The organism is Bradyrhizobium sp. AZCC 1588, assembly GCF_036924735.1.
Classification (GTDB): Bacteria; Pseudomonadota; Alphaproteobacteria; order Rhizobiales; family Xanthobacteraceae; genus Bradyrhizobium.
In genome coordinates, this window is sequence record NZ_JAZHSC010000001.1 from 5,391,203 (window position 1) to 5,413,863 (window position 22,661).

Sequence of the window (22,661 nt, forward strand, 5' to 3'; positions counted from 1 at the left end):
GAACAGCGCCACGTCGAAATGCTTTCCAGGATCGCATCGATCTGCCTCTGCACGCAATTAATGTCTCAGCCCCATTGTGTAGCATCGCCTACGTCTTGGTGCAAACGCTATAGGCCAGGGCAGGAGGTCTCGCTGGGCGCATGAAAGCTCAGCCGCAATTTCCCGTTGATGGATTTGCGAGCCGCGATCCGGCGGAGAAGCCAGGGCGAACTGCGCCGAGGAACTCCGGATCGCTGGCTGTGGCAGGCCGGTCTCCCGGCTTTTCTGCCGCAATTGTCAATTGCCGGGGTTGCCGCCGGTGGTGTAAAGCGGCGCATCGGCGCTGGCTTGGGAAAGCGCCGTTCCGCCCCCGGGAACTACTTGATGACGCTGTGGTTTGTGTTCGCGCTGATGACGGTCGCGGCGATTTTTGCCGTGCTCTGGCCGTTGAGCCGCAGCTCGCCTGCACAACCCGGCGGCAGCGAGGCGGTCGTCTACAAGGATCAGCTCGCCGAAATTGACCGTGATGTCGCGGCCGGGCTGATCGGCTCGTCCGAAGCTGAGGCGGCGCGTGTCGAAATCGGCCGCCGCCTGCTCGCCGCCGCGGATGGCGAGCGCAACCTGCCGGCGCGCGCCAACCTTGGCCTGCGCCGCGCCTCGGCCGTCGTAGCGCTGGTGGGGTTGCCGATCGCGGCAGTGACGTTCTACCTCGCGCTTGGATCGCCGCGTCTTGGTGATTTCCCGCTCGCCTCGCGCACCCGTATGGCGGACGCCAGCCAGCCGCTCGAAAACATGGTGGCGCAGGTCGAGGCGCATCTGGAGAAGAATCCGACCGACGGCCGCGGCTGGACCGTGCTGGCGCCGGTGCTGGCGCGGCTCGGTCGCTTCGATGACTCGATCCGGGCCTACCGCAACGCGATTCAACATGCCGGCGACAGCGCCGAACGCCGCTCCGATCTCGGTGAGGCGCTGGTTGGCAGCGCGGGCGGCGTCGTCACGGCGGAGGCCAAGGCCGAATTCGAGCGCGCGGTTGCGCAAAACGCCGACGATCCCAAGGCCAGCTATTTCCTCGGGCTCGCTGCCGAACAGGACGGTCGGAAGGCCGACGCTGCGGCGATCTGGCGGGCGATGCTGTCAAAGGCGCCGGCCAACGCGCCGTGGCGGCCGCTGATCGAGGCGGCGCTGACCCGGGTCGGCGCCCCCGTCGCGCCGGCGCTCTCCGATGATGCAATGGCCGCCGCCAGGGACATGAACGAGGCCGAACGCGGGACGATGGTCCGCGGCATGGTCGATCGGCTGGCGGCGCGGCTGAAGCAGGACGGCAGCGATGTCGAGGGTTGGTTGCGGCTGGTGCGGGCCTATATGGTGATGGGCGAACGCGACAAGGCGACGAGCGCGCGCACCGAAGCGCGCCAGGCGGTCGCGGGCGATACCGAACGCTTGCGCCAGCTCAATGAAGGCCTGAAAAATCTCGGGCTTGATGGATAGAGCCCGTATGGCGGAACCCAAAAACGAAGGCAGGGGATATTGATGACGCGCAAGCAGCGGCGTTTGACCATGATCGGCGGTTCGCTCGCGGTGCTTGCGGTTGCGGCGGCGCTGGTGCTGAACGCGATGCGCGACTCCATTGTGTTCTTTTCCACGCCGACCATGGCGGCGGAAAAGCAGATCCCGCCCGGCAAGCGGTTCCGCCTCGGCGGCCTGGTGCAGCCGGGCTCGCTGGTGCGCGGCGACAACCTCGCCGTGAACTTCAGCATCGCCGACGGCAGTGCCACGTTGCCGGTCGCCTATAAGGGAATGTTGCCGGACCTGTTCCGCGAAGGGCAGGGCGTCGTCGCCGAGGGCGCGCTCGATGCGTCAGGCGTGTTCAAGGCCGATACCGTGCTGGCCAAGCATGACGAAACCTATATGCCCAGGGACGTCGCCGATGCCCTGAAGAAGCAGGGGCACTGGAAGGACGACTATGGCGCAAAGCCCGGCGCCACGGCCGCATCTGCGCCGGTGCAGGGGACCGCGAAGTGATCGCGGAAGCCGGGCATTACGCGCTGGTGCTGGCGCTCGCGCTTGCGCTGATCCAGTCCACGGTGCCGATGCTGGGCGCGCGCTGGGGCGATCCTGCGCTGATGAATGTCGCGCGCTCCACGGCGCTGGCGCAATTGCTGTTCGTGGCGGCCTCGTTCACGGCGCTGGTGATGCTGCACGTCAACTCGGATTTTTCCGTCGTCAACGTGTTCGAGAATTCGCACTCGATGAAGCCGTTGCTCTACAAGATCACCGGCGTGTGGGGCAATCACGAAGGATCGATGCTGCTGTGGGTGTCGATCCTGGCGCTGTTCGGCGGCCTGGTTGCCGCATTCGGCAACAATTTGCCGCTGTCGCTGCGCGCCCATGTGCTGGCCGTGCAGGGCTGGATCGCGGCTGCGTTCTATCTGTTCATCCTGGTCACGTCGAACCCGTTTCTGCGCATCGCGAGCCCGCCGATCGAGGGCCGTGACCTCAATCCGGTGCTGCAGGACATTGGGCTGGCCGTGCATCCGCCGATGCTCTATCTCGGCTATGTCGGCTTTTCGATCTCGTTCTCGTTCGCGATCGCCGCCTTGATCGAAGGCCGGATCGACGCGGCCTGGGCGCGCTGGGTGCGGCCGTGGACGCTCGTGGCGTGGATATTCCTCACGCTCGGCATCGCGATGGGTTCTTACTGGGCCTATTATGAGCTGGGCTGGGGCGGCTGGTGGTTCTGGGATCCGGTCGAGAACGCTTCGCTGATGCCCTGGCTCGCCGGCACCGCGCTGTTGCATTCCGCCGTCGTGATGGAAAAGCGCAACGCGCTGAAGGTCTGGACCATCCTGCTGTCGATCCTGACGTTTTCGCTGTCGCTGCTTGGCACCTTCCTGGTGCGCTCGGGCGTGCTGACATCGGTGCACGCGTTCGCGACCGATCCCTCTCGCGGCGTGTTCATCCTGCTGATCCTGTGCCTGTTCATCGGCGGCAGTCTTACGCTCTACGCCTGGCGCGCCTCGGCGCTGAAGCAGGGCGGGCTGTTCGCGCCGGTTTCGCGCGAGGGCGCGCTGGTGCTCAACAATCTCTTTCTCACCTCCGCCTGCGCCACCGTGTTCATCGGAACGCTGTATCCGCTGGCGCTGGAAGTGCTGACTAGCGACAAGATTTCGGTTGGCGCGCCGTTCTTCAACCTGACCTTTGGGCCGCTGTTCGTGCCGCTCCTGGTCGCCATGCCGTTTGCGCCGCTGCTGGCCTGGAAGCGCGGCGATCTCCTCGGCGCGGCGCAGCGGCTGACGGCGGCCGGCATCGCGGCGCTGGTCGCGATTGCGGTGCTGTTTGCATGGACCCATGGCGGGGCCACGCTCGCCCCGCTGGCGATCGGGCTTGCGATATTCGTGATTGGCGGCGCCTTGAGTGATCTCGCCGAACGTATGGCGCTGTTCCGCGTTCCCTTGGCCACTGCGATGGCCCGTGCGCGTGGGCTACCGCGCGCGACCTGGGGCACCGCGTTCGCGCATGCCGGCATTGGCGTCGCGCTGATCGGCATCGTCTGCGAGACCACCTGGAACAGCGAATATATCGGCACGATGAAGCCGCGCGATGTCGCGAGCGTCGCCGGCTATCGGTTGAAGCTCGACGACATCACGCAACGGCAGGGACCGAACTTCCGTGAGATGATCGCGCAGTTTACGGTCAGCCACGACGGCGAAACGCTCCAGGTGATGACGCCGTCGAAGCGCAATTTCACCACGCGGGGCTCGTCGACGACCGAGGCCGCGCTGCTGACCCGCGGCGCCAGCCAGCTCTACGTTTCGCTCGGCGACACCAATGCGGAGGGCGCCATCGCGGTGCGCATCTATCACAAGCCGCTGGTGCTCCTGATCTGGTGGGGCCCTGTCCTGATGGCGTTCGGCGGCCTGCTGTCGCTCTCGGATCGCCGCCTGCGCGTCGGCGCGCCGAAGCCGGCCAAGGCTGCCCGCGCGCTGCAGCCAGCGGAGTAGGGCCTTGAAGCGCCTCATTGCAGCATGTGTGCTTGTTGTCGCCGCGACGCTCTGCGGGCCGGCTCACGCCGTGCAGCCCGACGAGATCATGGCCGATCCGGCAAAAGAGGCGCGAGCGCGCGACCTGTCGCGCGAGCTGCGCTGCATGGTGTGCCAGAACCAGTCGATCGACGATTCCGACGCCCCGCTGGCGCGCGACCTGCGGCTGTTGGTGCGCGAGCGGATCGCGTCCGGCGATAGCGACAGCCAGGTGATCGACTTTCTGGTCGCGCGCTATGGCGAGTTCGTGCTGCTGAAGCCGCGCTTCACGCCGCATACGCTGCTGCTGTGGCTGCTGCCGCCGCTCGCCTTGGCCGGAGGCGGGCTGGCGCTCTGGTTCTACAACCGCCGCCGTTCGAATACCGGCAGCGCGACCGATCCTTCGCTGTTGCATCTGACGGAGGAAGAACAGACGAGGCTGGAGCGCTTGCTCGCAGCCGATGCGCCGGACAAGAAGCCTTAAGCTCGCCGTTGCAAGCGGGTAGGTTTCAGCTATGACTCCCCTGTCAAAATAAACATAACCAGGGAGAAACCGGACATGGCCTTTTCACTCTACGACGCCAGCGTGGCGAACTATCTGCAGACCCTTGGCGCGGTCAGCGGTTTCCTCGAGCGCGGCCTCGTTCATTTCCGCGACAAGAACATCGATCCGGATAGCATGGTCGAGGCTCGGCTGGCTCCCGACATGCTGCCGCTGCGCTTCCAGATCATCTCCGTCGCCCAGCATTCGCGCGGCGCCATCGAGGGCGTGCAAAGCGGAGAGTTTCGTCCGCCCGCGTCCAAGACGCCGTACGATTATGCGGGATTGCAAGGGTTGGTCGCGCAAACCCGCGAAGCCCTGGAGGGCTGGACTCCGGAGGCAGTCAACGCGCTCGGCGGCCGCGACGTCGTCTTTCACCTCGGCGATCACAAGCTGCCCTTCACCGCGGAAGGCTTTCTGATGTCGTTCTCGCTGCCCAATTTCTATTTCCACGCCACCACCGCCTACGACATCCTGCGCACCAACGGCGTGCCGCTCGGCAAGCGCGATTTCATGGGCCGGTTGAAGATGAAGAAGAGCTGAGGCGGTCTTCGGGCGAGGGGTGCGATTGTTGCGCGTCCCCGCGACGATCTGATGCCGTTATTGATCGGTCAGTGCGTCGCGTTTGGCGATCAGGTCAGCACGCGAGACGCTGGGATATTCAATCCTGGTGGACAAATACAGCATCGTATCTTGGAAGGCCTGATAGCCTCGTTGCTTCTGCTCCTCGGAGGTGGGCACCCCGCTCTCATTCACCCAAGCCGTTCCATCCTTCAGGAAGGTGTAAATTTTTCCATCGTCACCGAAAGAGTAGGTGTCGGCGCCACCGATCTTGGATGGATCGATGCCGCGCGGCGCGACCTTCTTCAGAATCGCGCTGATCTCGGCATCCGACAGCTGTACCGCCGGCACCGGCGTCGTATTTTGCCATTTGATGGCAGATTCTTGCATAGACTTGATCGTGGACGCGATGGAGTTGTTTGTGGCTTCCTGCCAGTCGAGCCTGTTGAGCTGATAGTTGATCTGATCGATCTCGCGTTGCCTGTGTCTTGCCTCCATCTCTGCATGGACCGTAGCTAAACGATCCTCGCTCGCTAGTGACCAGACATCCACGGCTTGCTGCGCGGCGTCCGGGCCTTGCTTGAATGCTGCCTTCACGCGATCCAGCGCGTCCTGTGACAACGACACCTGCGTGGCCGGGCCACGATCGCTGTCGTCCAGCGCGGCGTTCGATGCGAGCTGTTTGGCGTTGTCGGGCGTATCGGGAGCCGTATAGGCGAGGGGATTCAATGTGGCGGCTTGGCTGGAAACGGCGCTGACCATGGTTTTCTTCCTGATCGTTGTCGTTGACGGCGGCGATCGAAGTTCGCCTTCGGCGACCCGCAACCTCGCTCTCACTGTTCGTGCAGAGGTTGTTGCATGGAAATGGCTAACGAAAGCCTTATGATGGCTTCGGTCTACGGCTGTCGAGTTCGACATGTTGACAACAAGTTAATATCGTCAATCGCAAATGCGAGCCGATTGTTCGGGCTCACTTGTTGCTTTCCGGTAGCCGGCTCCTCAGCCCTGCGCGCAAATGAAATAAAAATGAAATGATCTCGCGGACGTCGTTCCGTGCGCGCAAATTTTCAAAATTCAAGTGCCTGCGACGTTGTGAATGCTCGAAAGATGATTTTGATCTTGCGCAACATAAGGTCGCGTGAAATGCTCTTACAACTTCACTGCAATCGAAGCGCAGCCTAAGGCCTTCTAGAAGTATCGATAAGCGATACCGCGGGGTAGCTATGGATCGCCGTGCGAGCAGCGCCGCGCGGGGTTTCATCGGCAGGCTGAGGATGACAAAGGCGGCGCCCGCTGGCTGCGGAAAACTCGCTTTGACGCAATTCACCCACGCAGGGTGTTCCAGCCCGCCCAGGCGAGGATACCGATGTTCAGATACATCGTGGCCGCCATGCCGAACGCCCGATACAGCGGGTGGATCCGGTAGCCGATCCAGAATGCAAACCGGGCGACGATGAACACGATGGCCGCCGCAGCGAGGACCTTCATCTGGCTGGCCGGCAAACTGACGCTCAGAGCCAATGTGCCGATCACGAACAGCACATATTGCTGCAGCGTGTTATCGAGCACACGTCCGTTGATCAGTGTTGCCTGATCCTCCTTGTGCAGCGTCGGATCGATCGCTTCGCTGAGGAAGCGGTTGTTCGCGACGGTGATGGTGCCAACCATCAGCGGGACCGCGGCAAGGGCGTTTGCCTTCAGGGTATAGGCAAGCCGACCGGCGACATCGGTCAGGGCCGAGGTATCCGCCCAGATCTGCGAGATGCCGGCTATTGCGGCCACCATGCTCAACACGCCGCTGGCGGCGCCGATCGCAACGGTTTTCTGTTCATGGGTCATGGGGCGTCTCCACTATCGACAGCCGGGCGAAATCGGACCGGCGTGAACCGCAGCGCTGTCCGGCATCCGGGCCGAGATCACGGCAGACACCTGCAGCACGACGAACAGGCCATGCAGCGCCGTGGTGACGTAACCGACCAGCAGCATGTCGGACACAATGAAGAGCTGCCAGAATATCAGATTGGCGGTCCCCAGCAGACCATGAATGGCTGCAGCCGCGAGGTGCCAGCCGCGCGCTGGCTGAGCGCGCCACATCAGGATGCCCAGGATAAAGGCCAGGCCGTGCGCCTCGATAAAACCAAGTCCGGCATAGGGCGCCTCGGCCACAACACGCGCGACCGGCCCAAGGCCGAAGAAGATTCCGCGCACGTCGCTTGCAAAGCCGCCCGCGGACGCTGCGAGGAGAAACGTTGCATTGGCGCTCAGGATGATGTGTCGGATGGCGATAGTCATTTGGAGCCCTCCATTTTGACGGTGCGTATGAAGATGAAGACCTGAGTGAATTGGCAGGGAGGACACCGGTTTTTCTGTCAATCTGCACAGCGCGGGTCACAGCAGCACCACGCCTTGGATCAGATAGACGGTGGACACCGCGCCGATCACGTAGCGCGACCAGGTCCGGAATCGTGTCTCGCTGATCGCCTCGATCACGAACCGGGAAAGGTATCCTCCGGTGATCGCAAGCGGAATCGCCACGATGACGGCGATCGGCGACAGGGTCTCGCCGCCGGCAAGCAGGTGGCCGAAATAGGCGGCCTTCAGGAAGTGCCCGATCACTTGCGCGGCGGCCTTGGTGGCGATCAGTTGCCGACTGTTGAGCTGCGAGCGCACGAAGAACACGTCGAGGATGGGACCGGAAACCCCGGCCAGGAGCTGCAGCACGGTGCACAGGGCGCCGCAGCCGTGACCATGGCTGGGCTTTGCAATGTCGGGGGCGAGCCGGCCGGGAAGCAGAAGTCCCAGGAAGGGGCTCACGCCAACGATAATTAGGGCTATCGCCTTGCTCGCCTCAAGCGCCATGGCGCCGACCGCGGCTGCTGCGACGACGGCGCCGGCGGCATAATGGGCAACGATCCGCCAATCGATATGCGCGCGCCATTGCCAGGCCCGCCAGCCATTCGAGGCCACCTGCACCAGGCCGTGCAAGATCATGGCCGGCGCAAGAGGCATGAAAATCAGCAAAATTCCCATCAGTATCATACCACCGGCCATCCCGAAGATGCCGGAGATGAAGGAGGTCGATACGATGGCGGCGGCGAATCCCGCCGCGAGCGGGAGGCTGAGCATGGGCGTCGTCCGGTTGAATCCGATGCCGTTCAATGCGCGTTTGACAGGAGCTTCGCAAACGCGTTTAGTTCAGCCACAGGCTAAGGAAAAGTTAGTCTAAGGATTGGCTCCTCATGCGCCGTCTGCCTTCGCTGAATGGTTTGCGTGCCTTCGAGGCCGCGGCGCGCCATGGAAGCTTCGTGGGTGCGAGTCAGGAACTGAATGTCACGCAAGCGGCGGTGAGCCGCATGGTGCGGTTGCTCGAGGCCCGGCTCGGTCTCGAGCTGTTCGAGCGGCTTCCCAACGGCCTTGCGCTCACCGCGCAAGCAAAGGCGCTGCAGCCGAGCCTCACTGCGGCGTTCGATTCGATCGCTGCCAGCGTCGAGCAGGTTGCAGCGATGCGGACCACGCCGGTCTTGACGATCGGCGTCGGACCTTCCTTCGCGGTGCGCTGGATGATCCCGCGCCTTGCGAGCTTTTACGGCGCGCATCCCGACATCGAGGTGCGGCTCGCGACCGGTGGCGCGATCAATCCCTTCAAGGACGACTGGACCTGCGGAATCCTGCTCGGCAATGGCGATTGGCCGGGGCTGGCGGCCGAGCCGTTGTTTTCGGCTGACCTCTTTCCCGTATGCACCGCCGCGACGGCACGGCGGCTTGGCAAGCCGTCGGATCTGGCCAACGAGAACTTGCTGCAGGTCGTGCATTCGCCGGAAGACTGGCCGTTATGGCTGGCCGCAGCGGGTGTCAAACTGCGCCGCAAAGCGCTCGGCCCAAGCTTTGCCAATTACGGAATGGCCTTGCAGGCTGCGCTCGATGGCGTCGGGGTTGCCATCGGCTTGCGACCGTATGTGGAAGACGACCTCGCGATGAGGCGCCTGGTTGCGCCATTTGCGATTTCTGTTCCCAAGGGACGGGCTTGGTACCTGGTGTATCGTCCGTTCCGCGAAACCGATCCGGGTCTCATCGCCTTTCGCGACTGGTTGCGAAGAAGCTTCCAGGCGTCGTCTTAACCGGCTGATTTGCCTGCGCTATTCCGCCGCATCCATAAGCCGCCGCATTACAAAAGTTTAATTCCCTAGCCAGCGCGCGGTAAGGCGGCAGGCCCCATCTTCCGATGTGACAGGTGCCCCAACCCCCGCACCGTAGAAGTGAAGAATTCTCGCTCTGGAGATTTTACAAACATGACCGAACGTCCCGTCGATCTTTCCTCGCTACCGTCCAACGGCGCAGCCCGCCGTTCGCTGTTCTCCGCCCGCAAGTTCGCGCTGATGGCCTCCGTTGTCGCCGGCCTTGGCGCCGCCGTGTATGGCTTCTCGCCGCAACAGGGCCCGGCTGATATCTTTGCCGGCGCGGCGCACGCGCAGGTCAACACCGAGGTCCGCAAGGTCGAGCGGCCGATCGGTTTTGCCGACATTGTCGAGCGCGTGAAGCCGTCGGTGATTTCGGTGAAGATCAACATCGCCGACAAGAGTTCCAAGGACGATAGCGCCAACAAGGACGATGACTCGCCGTTCCCGCCGGGCTCGCCGATGGAGCGCTTCTTCCGCCGCTTCGGTGGTCCGGATGGCTTGCCCCCGGGCCTGCGCGGCGGACCGCGTGGTCCCCGTGGCCCGGTAACGGGTCAGGGTTCCGGCTTCTTCATCTCGCCTGACGGCTATGCCGTGACCAACAACCACGTGGTTGACGGCGCCGACAAGGTCGAAATCACGATGGAAGACGGCAAGACCTACACCGCGAAGGTGATCGGCACCGATCAGCGCACCGATCTGGCGCTGATCAAGGTCGAGGGCCGCACCGATTTCCCGTTCGCCAAGCTGTCCGATAGCAAGCCGCGGATCGGCGACTGGGTGCTCGCGGTCGGCAACCCGTTCGGCCTCGGCGGCACCGTAACCGCCGGCATCGTCTCGGCCTCCGGCCGCGACATCGGCAACGGTCCGTACGACGATTTCATCCAGATCGATGCGCCCGTGAACAAGGGTAACTCCGGCGGTCCGGCATTCGACACCAATGGCGAGGTGATGGGTGTCAACACCGCGATCTATTCGCCGTCCGGCGGCAGCGTCGGCATCGCGTTCTCGATCCCTGCCTCGACGGTGAAGTCGGTAGTCGCCCAGCTCAAGGACAAGGGCTCGGTCAGCCGCGGGTGGATTGGCGTCCAGATCCAGCCGGTGACCTCCGACATCGCCGACAGCCTCGGCATGAAGAAGGCCCAAGGCGCGCTGGTGGCGGAACCGCAGCAGAATGGTCCGGCGGCCAAGGCCGGCATCCAGTCCGGTGACGTCATCACCGCCGTCAATGGCGAGCCGGTCAAGGATGCCAGGGAACTCGCCCGCACCATCGGCGGTCTCGCACCCGGCACCGCGGTCAAGCTCAACGTGCTGCAAAAGGGCCAGGACAAGGTCGTCAACCTCACGCTCGGCCAGTTGCCGAACACGGTCGAAACCAAGGCCGACATCGGCAAGGAAGACAAGGGCGGCGCGACCAAGGGAACTGACGTGCCGAAGCTCGGCTTGACGGTGGCGCCCGCCAACAGCGTGGCCGGCGCCGGCAGGGAAGGCGTCGTGGTTACCGAGGTGGACCCGAAGAGTGCGGCGGCCGAGCGCGGCTTCAAGGAAGGCGACGTCATTCTTGAGGTCGCCGGCAAGACCGTCGGCAGCCCGAGCGAAGTCCGTGAGGCAATCGACGCCGCGCGGACCGAGAACAAGAACAGCGTTCTCATGCGCGTGAAGAGCGGCGGTTCGTCGCGCTTCGTCGCGGTGCCGCTGGCAAAGGGCTAAACGAGGACTAGATACCAGATGGAGGGTCACGCCGGCATTCGTCGCCCCCGCCGACGTCTCCTTCCGGGGAGCGGGTCCAAAACTCGCTCCCTCTGGCAACCTTCCTTCGGAATACGCCCCCCTCCGTCGGAAGGGCCTAAGGGCGGTGAGGTCCCCCAGCCTCATCGCCCGCTCTTTTCACTTGATTGCGATAACGCGCGGTCGCCTTGCATGTGCAGGGCGGTCGCGCCATGGTGAGAGGAACCAAATCCTGTGAGCGCCCCCGCAGCAATCCCCACACCCGTCACTCAGATGCGCCTGTTGATCATCGAAGACGACCGCGAGTCCGCCGACTATCTGGTCAAGGCGTTCCGTGAAGTCGGCTATGTCGCCGATCTCGCCAGCGATGGCGAGGAGGGGCTATCGATGGCCGAGAGCGGCGACTACGACGTGCTGGTGGTCGACCGCATGCTGCCCAAGCGCGACGGCCTGTCCGTGATCGGGAGCTTGCGCGAGAGGGGCAATCGCACGCCGGTTCTGATCCTCTCCGCGCTCGGCCAGGTCGACGACCGCATCAAGGGCCTGCGCGCCGGCGGCGACGACTATCTGCCAAAACCCTATTCATTCGCCGAATTGCAGGCCCGCGTCGAAGTGCTGTCGCGCCGCAATGTCGGCCCGGCCGAGGAGACCACCTACCGCGTCGGCGATCTCGAGCTCGACCGTCTTTCTCATCGTGTCGCCCGCGGCAAGGACGAGCTGACGCTGCAGCCGCGCGAGTTTCGCCTGCTCGAATATCTGATGAAGCACGCCGGTCAGGTGGTGACCCGCACCATGCTTCTGGAAAACGTCTGGGATTATCATTTCGATCCGCAGACCAATGTCATCGACGTGCACATTTCGCGGCTGCGCTCCAAGATCGACAAGGGCTTTGATCGGCCCTTGCTGCACACGATCCGCGGCGCCGGATACATGATCCGTGACGGCCTTCGGTAAACTGATCCGCACCACGGCGTTCCGGCTGACGCTGGTCTATCTGTTTCTGTTCGCGCTGTTTGCCGCGTCGCTGCTGGGTTATTTCGCCTGGAATACGCGGCGGATGATCAACGAGCAGATCACTACGATCGTCAATGCCGAGATCGCCGAGATCCAGACCATCTACACGCGCCGCGGCCTGCGCGGCCTTTTCAACACGCTCGGCTACCGCGCGCTGCGTCCTGGCGCCAATCTCTATCTTGTCACCACGCCTGAGGGGAAAGCGTTCGGCGGCAATGTCGAATCGCTGTCCCCGGGCGTGATGGCCTCCACAGGCTGGTCGGAGACGATGTATCGCAGGCTCGACGAGCAGGATACCACCAATCATCGCGCGCTGGTGCGTGTCACCGAACTTGACAACGGATTCAGGCTGCTGGTCGGCCGCGATCTTGAGGAACGGCGGCGGCTGTTCGGCATCGTCGCCAAGGCCGCGCAATGGTCGCTGCTGGTCGTCATCGTGCTCGGCATCGGCGGCGGTATCTTCGTGGCGCGGCGGGTGCTGCAACGGATCGACGCCATGACCGGCACCACAAGACGCATCATGGCGGGCGACCTCTCGGAGCGGCTGCCAGTCGGGCGCTCCGGCGACGAGCTCGACCGTCTCGCGGAAAACCTCAACGCCATGCTGGAGCGCATCGAGACCCTCATGATGGGGCTGAAGGAAGTCTCCGACAACATCGCCCATGACCTCAAGACGCCGCTAACGCGCTTGCGCAACCGTGCCGAGGAGGCGCTGGCGAGTTCGGGCAGCGAGGCCGAATACCGCGCGGCGCTGGAGCGGACCATCGAGGAATCCGACGGCCTGATCCGCACCTTCAACGCGCTGTTGATGATCGCGCGCGCCGAGTCCGGGCAGGCGCGCGGCAACATGGATGATTTCGACGCAGCCGACGTCGCCAGGGGCATCCACGAATTGTATGAGCCGCTGGCCGAGGACGACGGCATGACGCTCCGCGTCAAAACCGCGACCGCGCGGCTGCATGGCAACCGCGAACTGATCAGCCAGGCACTTGCCAATCTGGTCGAGAACGCCATCAAGTACGGCAAGCCCTCGCCGGTGGTGCAACCGCTGGACCCTGCCGCCGCGGCGCGCACCAGGGAGATCCTGATCGAGGCGCGACGCGAAGGCGACCACGTGCTGCTCAGCGTCACCGATCATGGACCCGGCATTCCCGAAGGCGATCGCAAGCACGCGGTCGAGCGATTCGTGCGGCTTGAGGCGAGCCGCACGCTGCCGGGTTCCGGCCTCGGGCTCAGCCTGGCGTCCGCGGTGGCGACCTTGCATGGCGGCGAACTCAGGCTCGGCGATTCCCGTCCCGGCCTGACCGCGACGCTGGTCGTCCCGGCGCTATCTGCCGCGGCCAACAGGCTTGCGGCTCAAACGCAGGATGTGCCACAGAAGGTGGCATGAATTCCTCCGCCTTGGCCGCGCGGTTCGTCAGCGGGCCGCATGTCGCAGCCAGCAGTAACGCCGAACAACGCCTGGGAGACTGGCTCGCCGAACTGGAGCCGGAGCAATCGGCTGAGATCAAGGCGTGGCTGGATCGCCCGCTCGCCAGGACCATCCTGCTTGGCATCGCCGAGTTCTCGCCATACCTGTTCGACCTGATCCGGGCTGACGCCGCTCGGCTGCTGCGCTTGCTGGCATGCGACCCGGAACCACATCTCACCTCGCTGATCGAGAAAGGCACGCGCGACGTACTCGCTGCCGCGGGCGAGGCCGACGTGATGCATCTGCTTCGCAGCATGAAATCGGAGGCCGCGTTATTGATCGCGCTGTGCGATATCGGCGGGGTCTGGCCGGTGATGCGGGTGACGGCGGCGCTGACCGATCTTGCAACCGTGTCCGTGCAGACGGCGCTGCGCTTCCTGCTACGTCAGGAGGTCGCGCGCGGCCGCATGACCGCGCTCAATCATGATCGACCGGAGGAGGACAGCGGATTGATCGTGCTCGCGATGGGCAAGATGGGCGCGGGCGAATTGAACTACTCCAGCGACATCGACCTGATCGTGTTTTTCGATCCCACCCGCACCTCGCTGGTAACAGACATCGAGCCCGCGCCGTTCTTCGTGCGGGTGACGCAGGCGCTCGCCCGCCTGTTGCAGCAACGCTCCGGCGAGGGTTACGTGTTCCGCGTCGATCTGCGCCTGCGGCCCGATCCGGCCTCGACGCAGGTGGCGATCTCGACCGAGGCGGCGCTGCATTACTACGAGCGGGAAGGGCGGACCTGGGAACGCGCCGCGATGATCAAGGCGCGCGTTTGCGCCGGCGACGCCAAAGCGGGCGAGGCGCTGATCGCGGAACTGTCGCCGTTCGTCTGGCGCAAGCATCTGGATTTTGCCGCGCTCGCCGACGTCCACGACATGAAGCGGCAGATGCAGACCTATCGCGGCCAGAGCGAGATCGCGGTCGAAGGTCATAACGTCAAGGTCGGCCGCGGCGGCATCCGTGAGATCGAGTTCTTCGCGCAGACGCAACAGCTCATTGCCGGCGGTCGCCATCCGGAACTGCGGGTGCGCCCCACGCTGCATGCGCTGCAGGTGCTGGCGACCAGCAACTGGATCAGCTTTCAGGCCCACGACGAGTTGACCGCCGCCTATGAGTTCCTGCGCCGCGTCGAGCACCGGCTGCAGATGATCTCGGACGAGCAGACCCATGCGCTGCCCGAGGATGCCGAGGCCGTGGAGCGCTTTGCAAACTTCTTCGGCTATGAGAGCCGGGCGGCCTTTGCGAAGGACTTGCTAGGCCATCTCAACATCGTGCAGGGACATTACGGCAAGTTGTTCGAAGGCGATCCGACCGGCACGGTGAAGCTGCCGCAGCTCAATTATGCCGGTGGGCCTGAGGATGCGCGTCTGCTCGATCACCTGACGATGCTCGGCTTCAAGAAGCCCGTCGCGGTGGCTGGCACCCTGCAGCACTGGATGCAGGGCAACTATCGCGCGCTCCGCAACGAGGCGACCAAGGCTGCCTTCATCGAATTCGTGCCCGGCCTGATCCACGGTCTCGCGCATGCCGAAGACCCTGACGACGCCGTGACCACGTTCGATCGCTTTCTCGGCGCATTGCAGCGCGGCGGCCGGCTGATTTCACTGTTGAGCCAGAACCGCGACCTGGTCGCGCTGGTGGCCTTGATCCTCGGCGCCGCGCCGCGGCTCGGCGACATGCTGGCGCGCCAGCCGCAGATCATGGACGGCTTGATCGATCCCCGTTTCTTCGGCGCGATGCCGGACCGAAAGGAATTGTCGGCGCGGCTGGCGGCGACGCTGAAGGACGCGGACTCCTACGAAGACTTTCTCGATCGCCTGCGGCTGTTCGGGCAGGAGAGCCTGTTTTTGATCGGCACGCGGATCCTGTCCGGCACGGTTTCCGCCCAGCACGCCGGCGTCGCCTTTGCCGACGTCGCCGAGGGCATCGTGCATACCGTGCACGGCCTGGTGAGAGACCAGTTCGCGACCCAGTACGGCCGCATCAAGGGACAGGAGACCGCGATCCTCGCGATGGGCCGGCTCGGCAGCCGCGAGATGACGGCATCTTCCGATCTCGACCTGATCCTGCTGTATGATTTCGACGCGGACAATCCCGATTCCGACGGCGAACGATCGCTGCACGGCGCGCAATATTTTACGCGGCTAACCCAGCGGTTGATCTCGGCGTTTACGACGCGGACCAACTACGGCGTACTCTATGAGGTCGATATGCGGCTGCGGCCGTCGGGCCGCGCCGGGCCGCTGGCGTCGCGGATCGATTCCTTTTCCGACTATCAGGAACGCGAAGCCTGGACTTGGGAGCACATGGCGCTGACGCGGGCGCGAGTGATCTCGGCTTCACCGGCGTTTCGGAAAGAGATCGAGGACGCGATCCGCAACGTGCTGACGCGGCCGCGCGATGCGGCCTCTACCGCCGGCGACGTCGCCGACATGCGCCGGGCGATTGCGCTGGAGAAGGGCGAGGACGACATCTGGAACCTCAAGCAGGCCGCCGGCGGCCTGGTCGACATCGATTTCATCGCGCAGTATTTGCAGCTCGTTCACGCCTCGGAAAAGCCCGAGATCCTCAGCGTCTCCACGCTGCAGGTGCTTGACAACGCCGCACGCCTCGGCGTGCTGCCGCCATCCGACGCCGAGATTTTGCGTTCGGCGGCGCGGCTCTATCACGACCTGACGCAGATCCTCAGGCTTTGCGTCACCGGCAAATTCAGGCCGGAGACGTCGGGAGAGAACCTCTTGCGCGTCATGGCGCGCGCTGGCGACACGCCGGATTTCTCGACGCTGGAAGCCCGCCTGCGCGAGACGCAAGGCGAGGTAAGGCGGGTGTTTCGGGCACTGATGGGCGGGGGCTAGGTTACTGGCGCGCCCATGGCCGCGACGGGCGCGTCAGTCAAACCGTGCCGTTGCAGTCTTGCCATCGGGCGCTGTGAGCTGAACCGCACCCTTGGGATTGGCCGGTAGGGCCGTGGCCGCTGTTCCACTCAGGTTGTTCTTTTCCGAAGGAGCGAGCGTTATGCGTTCGGCCCTTCCTCCAAGATTGAAAATGGCAACGCCCTTGAAGCCCTTCGGGTCAACCGGCTTGTCGTTTTCGCCTATGAGGAAGATTTCAATCGCCTTGTCCTTCGCGACGAGTTCTACATGGTATGGACCGGCTTCGGCGAGACGCCCGCCATGGGACGCTTTCGGCTCGTGTGCGTATGCCGGAATCCCCGCCAGCAGGGCGGCGCCGAGAGCGAGATATCTGAACTTCATGCGCGGTCTCCTTTCAAGACTTGAGCGATCAATAGGAATGTGAGGCAGCATGTTTCCCGAGAGACTCGTCGGACTGCCGCTGCATCAGCCGCATCAGCGGCTTTCTGCCGAACATGAGAAACAGGACCGGCGTAATCAGCGCATCGAGCAGGGTCGCGCTGATAAGCCCACCGAAGATCGTCACCGCGACGGGGTGCAGGATTTCCTTGCCCGGCTCGTCCGCCGCGACAAGCAGCGGGAGCAGCGCAAGTCCCGCGGAAAGCGCGGTCATCAGCACAGGCGTCATGCGCTCGAGGCTTCCGCGGATCACAAGCTCCGGCCCGAACGGCATCCGTTCCTGCAAAGCAAGATTGATGTAGTGGCTTATCTTCAGAATCCCGTTGCGTGTCGCGATTCCCGTCAGCGTGATGAATCCGACCATGCTGGCGACGGATAGCGGCTGGTCGGTCAGCGCCAGCGCCGCGACCGAGCCGACCAGCGCGAGCGGGACGCCACCCATGATGATCAAGGCCAGCACGGCGGAGCGATAGCGGCTATAGAGAATCGCAAAGATCAGCGCGAGAGAAATGGCTGAAAGGATACCGATTCTGAGGCTGGCTTCCTCCTGAGCCTGGAATGTGCCTTCAAGGTTCGCGGTGACGCCCTGCGGCAGGCTCGTCGCCTGCAATTCGGCGCGAATGCGGCGCACGATCTCGGCCATGTCGGTTTTGCCGTCGGAGTTCGCCAGCACGACAATGCGTCTGCGGCCGTTCTCTCTCAGGATTTGGTTCGGCCCATCCGTTTCCTTCACGTCCGCGATCTGACGTGCTGGTATCCAGCCGGAGGGGGTCTTGATCAGGAGTTCGCCGAGCTTTTCGGTCGTGCGCAGCCGCTCGGGCAGCCTCATGACCACGTCGTGGCGCTTGTAGCCATCGACCACGCGCGAGATGACGCGCCCACTCGATAGCCGCGATAATTGTTCCGTAACGGCACCGGGCTGCACGCCATACAATGCCGCCCGCGTATAATCGACGCGGACTTCGAGTTGCGGAATACGCACCTGCTTTTCGACCTGGAGGTCCTGGATGCCGTCAATCTTGGCGAGCCGTGCACGGAGTTCCTCTGCGCTGTTTCGCAGCGTGTCGAGGTCGTCGCCGAACAGTTTGAGGGCGAGTTCGGCACGAACGCCCGAGAGCAGGTGATCGAGCCGGTGCGAGATCGGCTGCCCGACATTGATCGAGAGCGGCAGCACCGAAAGCCGGGAACGAATATCCGCGACGATCTCGGATTTTGGCCGCCGCGAGGGCTTGAGATCGACTTCAAGATCCGAGGAATGGACGCCTTCAGCGTGCTCGTCCAGCTCCGCGCGCCCTGTCCGCCGCCCAACACTGATTACTTCCGGCACATCGAGCAGCAGGCGTTCCGCGATCGATCCCACCCGGCTGGATTCCGAGAGCGAAACTCCCGGGGCGAACGCAATGTTGATCGTGAAAGTACCCTCATTGAAAGCCGGCAGGAACGCGCGCTTCAAGGCGAATGCGCCCGCGCCGGCGCCCAACACGGCGAGCGCCGTCAGGCTAAGCAGCAATCCTTTGCGGGCGAAAGCGAACCGGAGCGCGGCATGGTTGGCGGACTTGAGCTTGCGAACAAGCCAGCTCTCCCGTTCCGTTAGCCGCTTCATCCCCGGTAGCAGGTAGTATGCCAACACGGGCGTCAGCGTGATCGAAACCAGCAGGCTTGCGAGGATCGAGATGATGTAGGCGTGGCCCAGCGGTGCGAACAGTCGTCCCTCGATGCCCGAGAGCGCAAACAGCGGCACGAACACAAGGACGATGATCATCGTGGCATAAACAATTCCCGATCGCACTTCGTTGGATGCCGAAACCACCACGTCGAAGACTGAACGGGGATTGCCTTGCTCCCTGTTCTCGCGCAGTCGGCGGAAGATATTCTCGACATCGACGACGGCGTCGTCGACCAGTTCGCCGATGGCGATAGCGAGTCCTCCCAGGGTCATCGTATTGATCGAGAGACCGAGCAGCGTGAAGATGATGGCTGTGGTCAGGATCGAGACCGGGATCGCCGTAAGCGAGATTGCCGTGGTGCGCCAGTTGAGGAGAAATGCGAACAGGATGGCCGCTACGACGAGCGCTGCTTCGAGCAATACCCGTTCGAGGTTCTGGATCGAGTTTTCAATGAAGTCAGCCTGCCGGAAGATGATTTCATTGGCTTTCACGCCGGACGGCAGGCTGGGCTCCAGCTCGGCGAGCGCCTGCGTGATCTGTTGCGTCAGCCGCACTGTATCGACGTTAGGCTGCTTCTCGACCGAGACGATCACAGCGGGCCTGCTCATATAACCTGCATCGCCGCGTTTGACCTTGGGCGCAAAGTCGACGTTCGCCACCTGCCGCAGCAGGATAGGGCGTCCCTCGATGGTAGTAACGACGATGTTACGAAGGTCTTCCAGGCTCGTGGTGCGCCCGATATTCCGGATCAGATATTCGCGGGCGTTCTGATCGGTGAATCCACCGCCGGTATTGGTGCCGAACTGCCGCAGCGCCAGCTCGACCTGCTCATAGCTCACACCGAGTGCGCGCAACGCAGAAGGCAGCGGCGCAATCCGGTACTGGCGGACCTCGCCGCCGATCGGGATCACCTGCGCGACGCCGGGTATGGCAAGCAGCCGCGGCCTGATCGTGAAATCGGCGATCTCGCGGACCTCCATCGGGGAGGCAGTCTTCGAAGTCACGGCGACGAGCAGAATTTGACCCATAATCGAACTGATGGGCCCGATCTGCGAGGTGACATTCAACGGCAGTTGGCTCTGTACTTGCGCGAGACGTTCCGCGACCAGTTGACGGTTGCGGTAGATATCGGTGCCCCAGTCGAACTCCACGTAGACAATCGAAAGCCCGATGCCGGAGACCGATCGCACGCGGCTGACGCCCGGCACGCCGTTCATCTGGGTTTCGATCGGGAAGCTGACGAGCTGCTCGACTTCCGGCGGGGCGTAGCCTTCCGATTCCGTCATGATCGTGACGGTCGGACGATTGAGGTCGGGGAACACGTCGACCGGCAGCCGGCGCGCGGTATAGGCGCCGAGCACAACGAGGATGCCCGCGATCGCAAGAATGAGGAGGCGGTTGCGGAGGGAGCCGCTGACCAGGAATGTGAACATGAACGTGTTCCTTCAGCGCACGTGATCGAGCAGGTCCGCGCCTTGCGACACGACCCGCTTGCCCGGAGCGAAACCGGACACGATCAGCACCCGGTCGCCGTCGAGGGGCTCCGTGCGCACGCTCCTTGCCACGAACCGCTCGGGCGTGACGTGCTCGTACACGAAATCCTGGCCGTTCGATCCGCGTACGACGCTGCTGCGCGGCACCGCAAGGCCTTCCTTTGTTTCGTCGGTGGCGGCCAGTACAGTCAGGAACTGGCCGGCCCTGAGCCCCGCCGTGTCGCCCGTTACGGCAAAATGCACCGGCACCGACTGGCTGCGATCGGCGAAGCCGGTACCGCGATAGGTGAGGTCGTAATTTCTGCCCGTATAGGTCGACGCCCGTGCACCCTGCGATGGTTCGACGGTCTCGAAGCTGAGCGCCTCGACCCAAAGCCGCGCGGGATCGATGATGTTGAAGACCACGGAGCTTGGCTGGACGATTTGGCCGGCCACGGCGCTGCCTTCAGCGATGACGCCCGCGACCGGGGCAATCAGCGGTTCGGGGTCGCGGCGCGATTTTTCAATCGATGCGCGCCGCTCGCGAAGCCCCTCCAACTCCAGCCGCGTGTCCTCGAGTTGGGTCCGGGAAATAGCGCCCGACGGCGCGAGTTGTTCGTAACGTGCGAACCTGCGTTCCACGATCGAGATTTGCTGATCGAGTTCACCCTGGCGCTGCCGCATGTCGGAAATATCGATCGCCTGAATCGGCGGCGTGACATAGCCCAGGATATCGCCCTGTTTGACCCGTGTGCCCAGTCGAGGAAAACCCTCCGCCGGCGCGGAAAGCCGGCCGCCCACGGCGGATTGCACATACCCGCTGGCATTGGGATCGGGAATGATCCTGCCTGGAAGTTCGGTGACCTTCCTGTGCTTCGCCTGTTCGGCGACGAGCGTCCGCAGCGCAAATATCCGCTGCACCGTCTTGGGCACGAACACCGTCCCATCCGGCAGGCGCTGGGCGCGTTCTCCTGAAACGGCGCTGATCGCGACTTGCGCCTTGTCTTCCTCATGGCCGTGGCCTTCATGCGCTTTCGTCTCGCGGACCCCGGTGAGCGCAGCAAGGATGGCGATGATGGCCGCCGCTCGTCGCCCACGGAGCGCCACGGCCGTTAGCAGCGCGCCCGCCATCAGGCCGCCCAGAGCGAGAAGGATCGAAGTCTGGCCAATGCGTTCGCCATGAGTCGCTGCACCTGGCAAGGCACTTTGCGCCGTCTCACGCGCAGTCTGAATCGTCATCGGCAAAATGTCGGTGGCGTCTGCCACCGTAACGGTAAAAATGAGTTCGGTACGTCCGTTCTTTGCCAGCCACGGCGCCGCTAGTCGGTATGTGCCGTCGGCATTCTCGGTAGCCCTTACGGAGCCGCCGGGAGTTTCAACTTCAAGTACTGCACCGGTCACCGGTTCGTTCGTAGCGAACCGGTCGAGATGGATCTCAAGATGGTCGCCGCGGGCGACGGCAACGATCTCGAATGCGTTGGAATCGGCCTCGCCACGCGGCAACGCGCCTGCCGAGACGGCAGGTTGTTCGCCATGGTCATGACCCTCATGGGCGGAAGCGGGAGCGATCGCAGCGCACAGAGCTGCGACTGCCGCGAGAGCACGCAGGGCGCGCCCGAAATAGGAAAGCATACCAAGAATCCTTCAGTCTGAATGACCGTCAGCCGCCGGCCGTAACGCGGGCCGCGCAAATTCACGGATCGTTTGCGTTCAGATGAAGTATTTGGGAGGGCGCCTGAGGGAAGCAGGCGCGCGGTCTGGCCCTATCGGGGACGGGACAAATGCCACACGTGTTGTCGACCGGGGGAGAGAGACGAGTTGCACAAAGCTCGGCAACCCGGCCGCACAGCAAGCGGCGCATGTCAAGGTGCAGCAGGCGCCGACGCAATTCCGGTCAGAAGAGGCGGGTGTCTCGGTTTGTCCCCGCTGAGCCTGTTGCAACACTACTTGCGTCACCGCCCGTTCGGATGGATTAGAGGCGGCATGACCAGGGGCGCCGTGGATATCAGCGGCAGCATGGTGCGTATGGCCGACATGGGCTTGGGCAACAGAAGGCGCGATTGAAAGCACGATCAGGACGATCGCGGCCCGCAGTGCGCATATAATTAGTTGCTTCAGCATGACCGTTGGATTGTAGCACACTTGGGCAGCGCTTTGGAACTCCTGGGGCCACTATGAATTGTCGCGGGAATAGGAGGCCGGGATGCATACCGAGATCAATATTTTCGACAAACCCATCGAGCGCATCAGGAAAGCCTGCGAGCTGATGGACCTTGGCGCCGATTTCGACCGCAAGCTGCCGGAACTCGAAACCTACCTTGAAAGGCTGGTGGCCGAAGGCGAAACCAGCGAGGAACGGCTGACCGTGAGCGGTCTGACCTTCGTCAAGCAGACACAAGAGGGATCTGCGTGAAGCCCTGGCAAGGCGGCGTCAGGAAATTTCGTCCGGCAGCCTCCAGGCCGGATCCGGCGCGCAACGCTCTTCCCTGATTTCCTTCACGTGATAGCGGGTCAACAGAACCGACCCGCCTGCTTCGTCAGTAACGGGAAGATCGGAAATCAGGGAAGCGTCGAGGGCCTGCTTCCAGACCTCTGCCTCAGTCGGGAGGCCGGGACCGATCTGCCTATCGTCGGCGAACAGCGCGTAGGGCACAAACCTCTCCCCCAATCAAAACCCCGCCAGCTATCTAAATAACTGACGGGGCTTTTGAGCTGATAATTCCGGT

The 22,661-nt window shown here is 63.5% G+C and carries 19 protein-coding genes; 11 read left to right on the forward strand and 8 right to left on the reverse strand.

From position 1 onward, the window contains the following. Window positions 1-363 precede the first annotated feature (363 nt). The 5 genes from ccmI to V1277_RS25080 all read left to right on the forward strand — a co-directional run bounded on the left by ccmI (window position 364) and on the right by V1277_RS25080 (window position 5,082). Window positions 364-1,467 (forward strand): c-type cytochrome biogenesis protein CcmI, encoded by a 1,104-nt coding sequence (ccmI, locus tag V1277_RS25060; protein WP_334418593.1) that lies wholly within the window; start codon window positions 364-366, stop codon window positions 1,465-1,467. A gap of 42 nt (window positions 1,468-1,509) precedes the next feature. After that, window positions 1,510-2,001 (forward strand): cytochrome c maturation protein CcmE, encoded by a 492-nt coding sequence (gene ccmE / locus V1277_RS25065; RefSeq protein WP_334418595.1) that lies wholly within the window; start codon window positions 1,510-1,512, stop codon window positions 1,999-2,001. Then, the gene (locus V1277_RS25070; RefSeq protein WP_334418596.1) at window positions 1,998-3,980 is read left to right on the forward strand and encodes a heme lyase CcmF/NrfE family subunit; all 1,983 of its coding nucleotides are present in this window, start codon (window positions 1,998-2,000) and stop codon (window positions 3,978-3,980) included. Before ccmE ends, V1277_RS25070 begins: the two co-directional genes overlap by 4 nt. Before the next feature lie 4 nt (window positions 3,981-3,984). After that, a complete protein-coding gene (locus V1277_RS25075; RefSeq protein ID WP_334418597.1) occupies window positions 3,985-4,482 on the forward strand; it encodes a cytochrome c-type biogenesis protein in 498 nt (165 codons plus the stop codon). Between the two features lie 75 nt (window positions 4,483-4,557). Then, window positions 4,558-5,082, forward strand: coding sequence for a DUF1993 domain-containing protein (locus V1277_RS25080; RefSeq protein WP_334418598.1), 525 nt, complete (start codon window positions 4,558-4,560; stop codon window positions 5,080-5,082). A gap of 57 nt (window positions 5,083-5,139) precedes the next feature. On the opposite strand, the gene V1277_RS25085 is transcribed toward V1277_RS25080, so the two are convergent. The 4 genes from V1277_RS25085 to V1277_RS25100 all read right to left on the reverse strand — a co-directional run bounded on the left by V1277_RS25085 (window position 5,140) and on the right by V1277_RS25100 (window position 8,226). After that, window positions 5,140-5,862, reverse strand: a complete 723-nt coding sequence (locus V1277_RS25085) for a hypothetical protein (protein WP_334418599.1) — start codon at window positions 5,860-5,862, stop codon at window positions 5,140-5,142. 561 nt (window positions 5,863-6,423) lie between these two features. Further along, on the reverse strand, window positions 6,424-6,939 hold the full coding sequence (locus tag V1277_RS25090) for an MAPEG family protein (RefSeq protein WP_334418600.1): 516 nt from the start codon (window positions 6,937-6,939) through the stop codon (window positions 6,424-6,426). Window positions 6,940-6,951: 12 nt separating this feature from the next. Beyond that, window positions 6,952-7,392, reverse strand: a complete 441-nt coding sequence (locus V1277_RS25095) for a hypothetical protein (protein WP_334418601.1) — start codon at window positions 7,390-7,392, stop codon at window positions 6,952-6,954. 96 nt (window positions 7,393-7,488) lie between these two features. Beyond that, window positions 7,489-8,226, reverse strand: coding sequence for a TSUP family transporter (locus V1277_RS25100; RefSeq protein ID WP_334418602.1), 738 nt, complete (start codon window positions 8,224-8,226; stop codon window positions 7,489-7,491). 113 nt (window positions 8,227-8,339) lie between these two features. Here V1277_RS25100 and V1277_RS25105 point away from each other — a divergent pair, with 113 nt between their 5' ends. The 5 genes from V1277_RS25105 to V1277_RS25125 all read left to right on the forward strand — a co-directional run bounded on the left by V1277_RS25105 (window position 8,340) and on the right by V1277_RS25125 (window position 16,340). Further along, the gene (locus V1277_RS25105) at window positions 8,340-9,218 is read left to right on the forward strand and encodes a LysR substrate-binding domain-containing protein (RefSeq protein ID WP_334418603.1); all 879 of its coding nucleotides are present in this window, start codon (window positions 8,340-8,342) and stop codon (window positions 9,216-9,218) included. Window positions 9,219-9,389: 171 nt separating this feature from the next. After that, complete coding sequence (locus V1277_RS25110; RefSeq protein WP_334376387.1) at window positions 9,390-10,985, forward strand: Do family serine endopeptidase; 1,596 nt, start codon at window positions 9,390-9,392, stop codon at window positions 10,983-10,985. Between the two features lie 291 nt (window positions 10,986-11,276). Beyond that, complete coding sequence (locus tag V1277_RS25115; protein WP_334420448.1) at window positions 11,277-11,957, forward strand: response regulator transcription factor; 681 nt, start codon at window positions 11,277-11,279, stop codon at window positions 11,955-11,957. Next, on the forward strand, window positions 11,941-13,407 hold the full coding sequence (locus V1277_RS25120; protein WP_334418604.1) for an ATP-binding protein: 1,467 nt from the start codon (window positions 11,941-11,943) through the stop codon (window positions 13,405-13,407). Before V1277_RS25115 ends, V1277_RS25120 begins: the two co-directional genes overlap by 17 nt. Continuing rightward, complete coding sequence (locus V1277_RS25125) at window positions 13,404-16,340, forward strand: bifunctional [glutamine synthetase] adenylyltransferase/[glutamine synthetase]-adenylyl-L-tyrosine phosphorylase (RefSeq protein WP_334418605.1); 2,937 nt, start codon at window positions 13,404-13,406, stop codon at window positions 16,338-16,340. The genes V1277_RS25120 and V1277_RS25125 overlap by 4 nt, the downstream gene beginning before the upstream one ends. 33 nt (window positions 16,341-16,373) lie before the next feature. Here V1277_RS25125 and V1277_RS25130 read toward each other — a convergent pair whose 3' ends face one another. The 3 genes from V1277_RS25130 to V1277_RS25140 are packed head-to-tail and all read right to left on the reverse strand — an operon-like array spanning window position 16,374 to window position 21,567. Further along, window positions 16,374-16,739: a hypothetical protein gene (locus V1277_RS25130; protein ID WP_334418606.1), complete on the reverse strand. Its 366-nt coding sequence runs from the start codon at window positions 16,737-16,739 to the stop codon at window positions 16,374-16,376. 28 nt (window positions 16,740-16,767) lie between these two features. Next, entirely contained in the window at window positions 16,768-19,896 is a 3,129-nt protein-coding gene (locus V1277_RS25135) for an efflux RND transporter permease subunit (protein WP_334418608.1), read from the reverse strand. A 12-nt stretch (window positions 19,897-19,908) separates the two neighbouring features. Beyond that, entirely contained in the window at window positions 19,909-21,567 is a 1,659-nt protein-coding gene (locus V1277_RS25140; protein WP_442894517.1) for an efflux RND transporter periplasmic adaptor subunit, read from the reverse strand. Between the two features lie 571 nt (window positions 21,568-22,138). On the opposite strand from V1277_RS25140, the gene V1277_RS25145 reads away from it, so the two are divergent. After that, on the forward strand, window positions 22,139-22,348 hold the full coding sequence (locus tag V1277_RS25145; RefSeq protein ID WP_334418611.1) for a hypothetical protein: 210 nt from the start codon (window positions 22,139-22,141) through the stop codon (window positions 22,346-22,348). A gap of 18 nt (window positions 22,349-22,366) precedes the next feature. Here the strand turns inward: V1277_RS25145 and V1277_RS25150 are convergent, their stop codons facing one another. Continuing rightward, complete coding sequence (locus V1277_RS25150) at window positions 22,367-22,588, reverse strand: hypothetical protein (protein ID WP_334418612.1); 222 nt, start codon at window positions 22,586-22,588, stop codon at window positions 22,367-22,369. Between the last annotated feature and the right edge of the window lie 73 nt (window positions 22,589-22,661).